At 48.2% G+C, this 6,227-nt stretch carries 3 protein-coding genes, 10 tRNA genes, 1 pseudogene and 1 CRISPR repeat array; of the genes and pseudogenes, 11 read left to right on the top strand and 3 right to left on the bottom strand.

What is annotated here, in order from left to right:
• The first annotated feature begins 17 nt into the window (after positions 1-17).
• From KGF70_RS03155 to KGF70_RS03110, 10 genes are all read left to right on the top strand, one after another.
• Positions 18-107 (top strand) — tRNA-Ser (locus tag KGF70_RS03155).
• A 20-nt stretch (positions 108-127) separates the two neighbouring features.
• Positions 128-200: transfer RNA gene (locus KGF70_RS03150), tRNA-Glu, on the top strand.
• Between the two features lie 4 nt (positions 201-204).
• Positions 205-277 (top strand) — tRNA-Val (locus KGF70_RS03145).
• A 56-nt stretch (positions 278-333) separates the two neighbouring features.
• A tRNA-Phe gene (locus tag KGF70_RS03140) sits at positions 334-406 on the top strand.
• Positions 407-411: 5 nt separating this feature from the next.
• A tRNA-Tyr gene (locus KGF70_RS03135) sits at positions 412-494 on the top strand.
• Positions 495-502: 8 nt separating this feature from the next.
• Positions 503-576: transfer RNA gene (locus tag KGF70_RS03130), tRNA-Trp, on the top strand.
• A gap of 5 nt (positions 577-581) precedes the next feature.
• A tRNA-His gene (locus KGF70_RS03125) sits at positions 582-654 on the top strand.
• A gap of 7 nt (positions 655-661) precedes the next feature.
• Positions 662-733 (top strand) — tRNA-Gln (locus KGF70_RS03120).
• Positions 734-755: 22 nt separating this feature from the next.
• A tRNA-Cys gene (locus KGF70_RS03115) sits at positions 756-826 on the top strand.
• Between the two features lie 50 nt (positions 827-876).
• Positions 877-961, top strand: a tRNA-Leu gene (locus KGF70_RS03110).
• Positions 962-1,246: 285 nt separating this feature from the next.
• Positions 1,247-2,435: direct repeats of the CRISPR family, unit length 28 nt; unit sequence GGATCACCCCCGCATACACGGGGAACAG.
• A 366-nt stretch (positions 2,436-2,801) separates the two neighbouring features.
• On the opposite strand, the pseudogene KGF70_RS03105 reads toward KGF70_RS03110, so the two are convergent.
• A pseudogene (locus tag KGF70_RS03105) lies at positions 2,802-3,359 on the bottom strand (phosphoribosyltransferase family protein).
• A 326-nt stretch (positions 3,360-3,685) separates the two neighbouring features.
• Between KGF70_RS03105 and KGF70_RS03100 the strand changes: the two are divergent.
• Positions 3,686-4,207, top strand: a complete 522-nt coding sequence (locus KGF70_RS03100) for a hypothetical protein (RefSeq protein WP_216768440.1) — start codon at positions 3,686-3,688, stop codon at positions 4,205-4,207.
• A 198-nt stretch (positions 4,208-4,405) separates the two neighbouring features.
• Here KGF70_RS03100 and KGF70_RS03095 read toward each other — a convergent pair whose 3' ends face one another.
• Together KGF70_RS03095 and KGF70_RS03090 are read right to left on the bottom strand one after the other, a co-directional pair.
• Entirely contained in the window at positions 4,406-4,924 is a 519-nt protein-coding gene (locus tag KGF70_RS03095) for a GNAT family N-acetyltransferase (protein WP_003638352.1), read from the bottom strand.
• A gap of 114 nt (positions 4,925-5,038) precedes the next feature.
• On the bottom strand, positions 5,039-5,875 hold the full coding sequence (locus KGF70_RS03090; protein ID WP_105923606.1) for a metallophosphoesterase: 837 nt from the start codon (positions 5,873-5,875) through the stop codon (positions 5,039-5,041).
• Positions 5,876-6,227 lie beyond the last annotated feature (352 nt).

Genomic DNA, 6,227 nt, shown 5'->3' with positions numbered 1-6,227 from the left:
TATCTACGGTAAGCCATGGAGAGTTGTCCGAGTGGCTGAAGGAGCAGCATTGGAAATGCTGTAAACGGGTTATACCTGTTTCAAGGGTTCGAATCCCTTACTCTCCGTTAGTTAGATATATAAATATGACCCCTTGGTCAAGTGGTTTAAGACACTGCCCTTTCACGGCAGTAACATGGGTTCGAATCCCGTAGGGGTCATTATGGAGGATTAGCTCAGTTGGGAGAGCGTCTGCCTTACAAGCAGAGGGTCACAGGTTCGAGCCCTGTATCCTCCATCTGATGAGAATTTATTCATCAATAATTTAATAAACTCCATCATGAAGAATGATATGGCTCGGTAGCTCAGTCGGTAGAGCAATGGATTGAAGCTCCATGTGTCGGCGGTTCGATTCCGTCCCGCGCCATTTATGGAGGGGTAGCGAAGTCTGGCTAAACGCGGCGGACTGTAAATCCGCTCCTTCGGGTTCGGTGGTTCGAATCCACTCCCCTCCATTCTTTATAGGGATATAGTTTAATGGTAGAACAACGGTCTCCAAAACCGTCGGTGTGGGTTCAACTCCTACTATCCCTGCCATGATGGCGGTAGTGGCGAAGTGGTTAACGCACCGGATTGTGGCTCCGGCACGCGTGGGTTCGATTCCCACCTACCGCCCTTTGATTGGGTTATAGCCAAGTGGTAAGGCAATGGACTTTGACTCCATCATGCGCTGGTTCGAATCCAGCTAACCCAGTTGGGTTTGGGCAATAAATGATGGCGGTATAGCCAAGTGGTAAGGCAGAGGTCTGCAAAACCTTCATCACCGGTTCAAATCCGGTTACCGCCTTTCCTGAAAAGGTTATAATCCTGATCAGTAAGTTTCACCCATTTTATTTTGCCGGCGTGGCGGAATTGGCAGACGCGCTGGACTCAAAATCCAGTTCCCGTTGAGGGAGTATCGGTTCGACCCCGATCGCCGGTATCAATAAGCTATCTTGAATAGCTTTCGATACTTAAAAAAGTCGTCATATCTTTGGATATGGCGGCTTTTTTTGCTCTGGATTCTAATTAATTTACCTTGCGCCGAGTTTGCGAATGACTGTGAGCGGTGGGTACGACAAGAGCCGTACTTTCTGAATATTCTGTGTGTGTTGGAGAGGGGTGGTTGCTGCATGAACATTAATTTTAACCGGAACCAGCTGATTTGTTGTAGGACACCTGCGCAGATTTAAGTGGTCTAAGATAATAATGTTTTATGTTTTACTTAGGATCACCCCCGAATACGCGGGGAACAGTCATCTAGTAGATGAATTTGATTGTGGAAATAGGGGATCACCCCTGCATACGCGGGGAACAGCAAGTGTTCTGCGAAGAAGCGCTGACAAAAGCCAGGATCATCCCCGCATACGCAGGGAACAGAAAGTCTAAATTTCCGTTCGAATCTTTAAACCAGGATCACCCTCGCATACGCGGGGAACAGATGACAAGACCAACGATGCGAAGTCCAATGTAAGGATCACCCCCGCATACACGGGGAACAGTCCACTGTCAGCTACCTCCTTCTTGCATTCAAGGGATCACCCCCGCATACACGGGGAACAGATGCATCGTGATGGAGATTGGCGTGAGAACCAGGGATCACCCCCGCATACGCGGGGAACAGGGCGGACGTTATCGATGATCCCTGGGAATTTTAGGATCACCCCCGCATACGCGGGGAACAGACTAGCTTACTGGAAGCGCAAGAATACTATCGGGGATCACCCCCGCATACACAGGGAACAGCGCTAGCCTACTTATCGCTTAAATTATCATTTGGGATCACCCCCGCATACACGGGGAACAGGAAAGGCATATTTCAACAGATTTGGTTCTGGTGGGATCACCCCCGCATACACGGGGAACAGTTAACTTGGCTAGCATAAGTGGTTTGAGGAATAGGATCACCCCCGCATACACGGGGAACAGTATCTAACAGGCCTTCAATGGCTTCTATAGTCGGGATCACCCCCGCATACACGGGGAACAGCAAACGGCATGTTGTCATTCCGCGGGATTACCAGGATCACCCCCGCATACACGGGGAACAGATGTTGCGATTGACACAGGCGGCATACAAAACGGGATCACCCCCGCATACACGGGGAACAGTTCTCTTTGCATTTTCTTAATCGTCATCTTCGGGGATCACCCCCGCATACACGGGGAACAGCTCGTTATTAGTTTCGACGGATCTTACAGTACGGGATCACCCCCGCATACACGGGGAACAGCTCCATTGAAGACAACTACTGGATACGATCTCGGGATCACCCCCGCATACACGGGGAACAGGATGCGTAATAAATTTCATGATTTTATCAGGTGGGATCACCCCCGCATACACGGGGAACAGCCACTTCGCCACTATCCATTGTGATTTTATTAAGGATCACCCCCGCATACACGGGGAACAGACTAAACAAATCCCGTCAAATCAACAATCCAAAATCGCAAAATTGAGGTTTTACATCAACTTGGGTTTAGCATACCAGACTGACAGGTCATTGCAAGTAGATTCATTAGTAGATGACGGTCAATTGTCTAAAATATCTTCCATGAAAGTATGGCGTGATTATCATTTTAGTTGAATTAGCATTGCCATTGAAAAATGATTGCTTCTCAAGATTTCGCGAATCGCTCGAATTCGGCTCAAAATTGCCGTATAAACGAATTTATAATTAACCGGTCTAAATGGTCATACAATACTGATAAAGCCAAAAATGGCTACAAAATTACCGTTAAATCTGTTTCTGCGGCGCGGTTCACTACGACTAGTTATATTATTCTGAGTTATTTCCATCAAACAGTGGCAATTTCGCCAAAAATTCAATGTCTGTTCGTGTGACAGCTGCACCTTCTGCCAGAATTGCCGTCTGAGCCACAACTAGTGCGCCGACTTGTTGTAGCAGGCGATTGGCAGCTTCCAGTGAGCCGCCCGTGCTGATGACGTCATCAACGATTACGACGCGTTTGCCGCGAAGGAGGGTGGCGTCCGCGTCATCTAAGACGAGCTGCTGCGGCGTGTGGGTGGTGATGGCCGTCACCGCTATCGTATGGGGGTGCGTCATGTACGGTTTGACCGATTTGCGCAGCACGATGAAGCGGGGATGGTGGGCCAATTGGCTCAAAGCCTGCGCTAAAGGAATACCTTTGCTCTCCATCGTGACCAGATAATCAAATGGGGTGTGTGTCAGTCGCTGTGCCAATTATTGAGCGGCGTACTGAGTTAGTTCCGCATCGCCAAGCAAAACGAACGAGGCAATGCGCGTGTTTGGTGCGATTTGAATTAATGGCAAATTGCGGGTGAGTGGGCCTAAGCGTAATTGATATTGCTGCACGTTAATGACTCCAATCTAGGTGATTTTGAGTGAACCGAGCATTTGAAACGTCATGTAATCGTGACGAATGGCAGAATCTTTGCTGTATACGCCGACTGATGACAAACTATCGATGATGGTCAGTTAATTGAACCACCAACACGATACATTCGGATATATGAATAATATACCGCTACACATCAATAAAATCCATTGTATGGCATGAAATAAAGAACTTAATATCCCGAAAATAATAATATTGTTCGTATTATTAGTGAACCTTGTCAGTGGCTGTGGTGCTCAAATTACGGTATACTAAGCCTAATAATCTAGAGAGGAAGGATCAGATGTCCACGGTTGCAGATTTCTATTTACATGATCGGCCGACATTGCTATTTTCATTGCACCCGGAGCCAACCCAAGCAATCATAGACGGGGTGAAATTGCTGGAGTATCGCCGGCGCTTTTTCAGCGAACCATTTCAAGCCTTCGTTTATACTTCCGGCCCCAATGGCGGGATTCGGTTGTACATGCGCTGTGATAAGGGACTACAGTTGCCACCAGACCAATTAGCGCTGGTCGGAGCGCTGATTCAACATGATTCGCCAGATGTGACAGCGGCTTATTTTAAGGACGCTGCACAGGGCGTGGCGTTGCCGATTACGGCCTTCACGACGCTGCCGAATATTCCGTTGGCTCAATTGCAGCAGCAATTCACTAATTTTGTCGCGCCGCGGAGCTATGTCTTTTTGGATCGGCCCGCACGTCAAGCACAGCTGGATTGGTTGCTCCAACAACCTTGTCAGCCACTACAACTCATTGATTGGACACGACGTTATGCGGCGTTGGCGACTTTATTGGCACGGTGAAGCAACGTGGATACGGCAGTTCCTATCCACGACATCATCTATAGTGGTCGTGATGTAACCCGCGTGTCTGGGGATAGTGTGCGACCACGGGTTTTAATGGCGCCGCGCACGACGCGACCGATTTCAACCAGCATGCAAAAAAACTTCCAAACACTGACTGGACAGTCAAGTTTGGAAGTTTAGTTAAATCTATATCGCCTAAAGCAATTTTTCGTAAACGTAGCAGACATCATCAACGTGGTAGACGCCGACCATGTCACCAACGCGCTCGAAGTTCATCTTGGCAATCAGATGTTGCATGGCAAGATTGTCCGCGTGGGTGTCGATGCGAATACTTTTGATTTCGGGATGTTCCGCCGCAATGTGGGCGATGATTTTTTCGAATAATTGAGTGGCGTAACCATGACCAGCATGACTGGAGTGAATGGCGACGCGGTGAATAACAACGTACGGATCCGTCGTGTTTAGCCAGTTGGCGTTGGCCGTATCGTAAGTTTCATCCGGTGAGGGGACAACTGCGACGGCGCCAACCGTGGCATTGTCGTCCGCGTTAAATAAGTAGGCTGAACCTTGCATAATGTCCGCTGTAATCTGTTTGCGCGACGGGTAGTCACCTTGCCACTGGTTCACACCAGCTTCGGCGAGTTGGTTCCGGCCGTCACTTAGAATATCGATGATTTGGTCTAAATCATCAAGGGTCGCTCGTTTGAAATACATAATTCTGGCTCCTCTCTTGAACAGCGATTACCACGTTGAGTAGTAATCAACTTTTAAAAGTATACAGAATTTTCAGAAAAATGAAACTATTTGTTCCCGATTCTTAGCAGATTTTCAGCGACGGTTTTCGAGCAGAATTTTACGAGCTTCTTGAGCCATATCGTGCTGCGTGTTGTAGGCCGCGACTGCACTTGGGGCGTACTGGTAAGCATTGGTTCGTAAGGTTTGTTCGTAAAACTCCACGTAGGGCAGGTGGGCCTGATGAGCGATGGTGATGGCTTGTTGCCAATCAAAATCAACGGAGCGGTAGTCGATCTGTTGCAAGCCGCTCGCATCGATAGTCAAGACTAAGTAGCTCGCTCGCGGCTGTCGTAAGTTGGGATTAAGGGCAGTTGGTAAGCCGACCGTGCCCGCGTTCAAAATCAACTTGCCGCCGGTGCCATAGCGCATGATGGGCGTATGGGTGTGGGCATAGATCACAATGTCAACATCACCGGTCGTTGCTTCGTCAAAATTGGCTTGACTTGCAGTTGGTGCCAATGCGTGGCCACTCGCCACAGTTGGCAGCACGTGTTGGAGCCGAATTGTTAAGGGGCCGACCTGTTTAGTAACTGTCATTGGTAAGTTAAGACACCTTTCAAAGTGTTCCGGACTTAATTGGCGACGGTCAAATGCCGTCAGCACCGTTGCCATGACTTGTTTAGGTTTCGTGAAGGTGTTTGGATTTGCCGTCAGGACTTTTTGGTAGTTTTCTTCGTGATTGCCGAGGACGTAAGCGGTGGGAGCGACGGTATCCAGTAAGCTGAGAACACGCTCGGATTCCGGGCCTCTAACGGTCATGTCGCCAACCGTCCAATATTCATCGACTTGTTGCGCGCGGGCATCTGCCAGGACGGCCTCCAGCGCGGTTGCGTTCCCGTGGACGTCGGATAGAACTGCAATTTTTACCATTGAAATGCTTCCTTTCTACGCTATGTATATCAAAATACGAAATGTTTTATTCTGGTAATCATTGGTTGCAAAAATTTTGGTTTGTAACCACTATGAAAAGCCATCGTAACTTTTATCTGTTATAATGGGTATGAAACGAAGTAATATATAGCACGTATATTCAAGCCAATTCGTTTCATGCCGTGATTATCCTTGCGATAGTCACGGTTTTTATTTTACCATAGCGGGGGGGGGCTTGCTGGTCAAGATTCAGCATCCCAACCGTTCATATTTGCAAGTGCGTCCAATTAATGGCCGCTGAGTATCAGGTTACATAACAATGAAATCGGTAACAACAATCAGAAATAATGAA

Origin of the sequence: Lactiplantibacillus sp. 7.2.4 (assembly GCF_018991185.1) — a bacterium.
GTDB lineage: Bacteria > Bacillota > Bacilli > Lactobacillales > Lactobacillaceae > Lactiplantibacillus > Lactiplantibacillus pentosus.
Note: the sequence above shows the minus strand (reverse complement) of the source record. Positions and strands in the feature narration are given on the sequence as shown.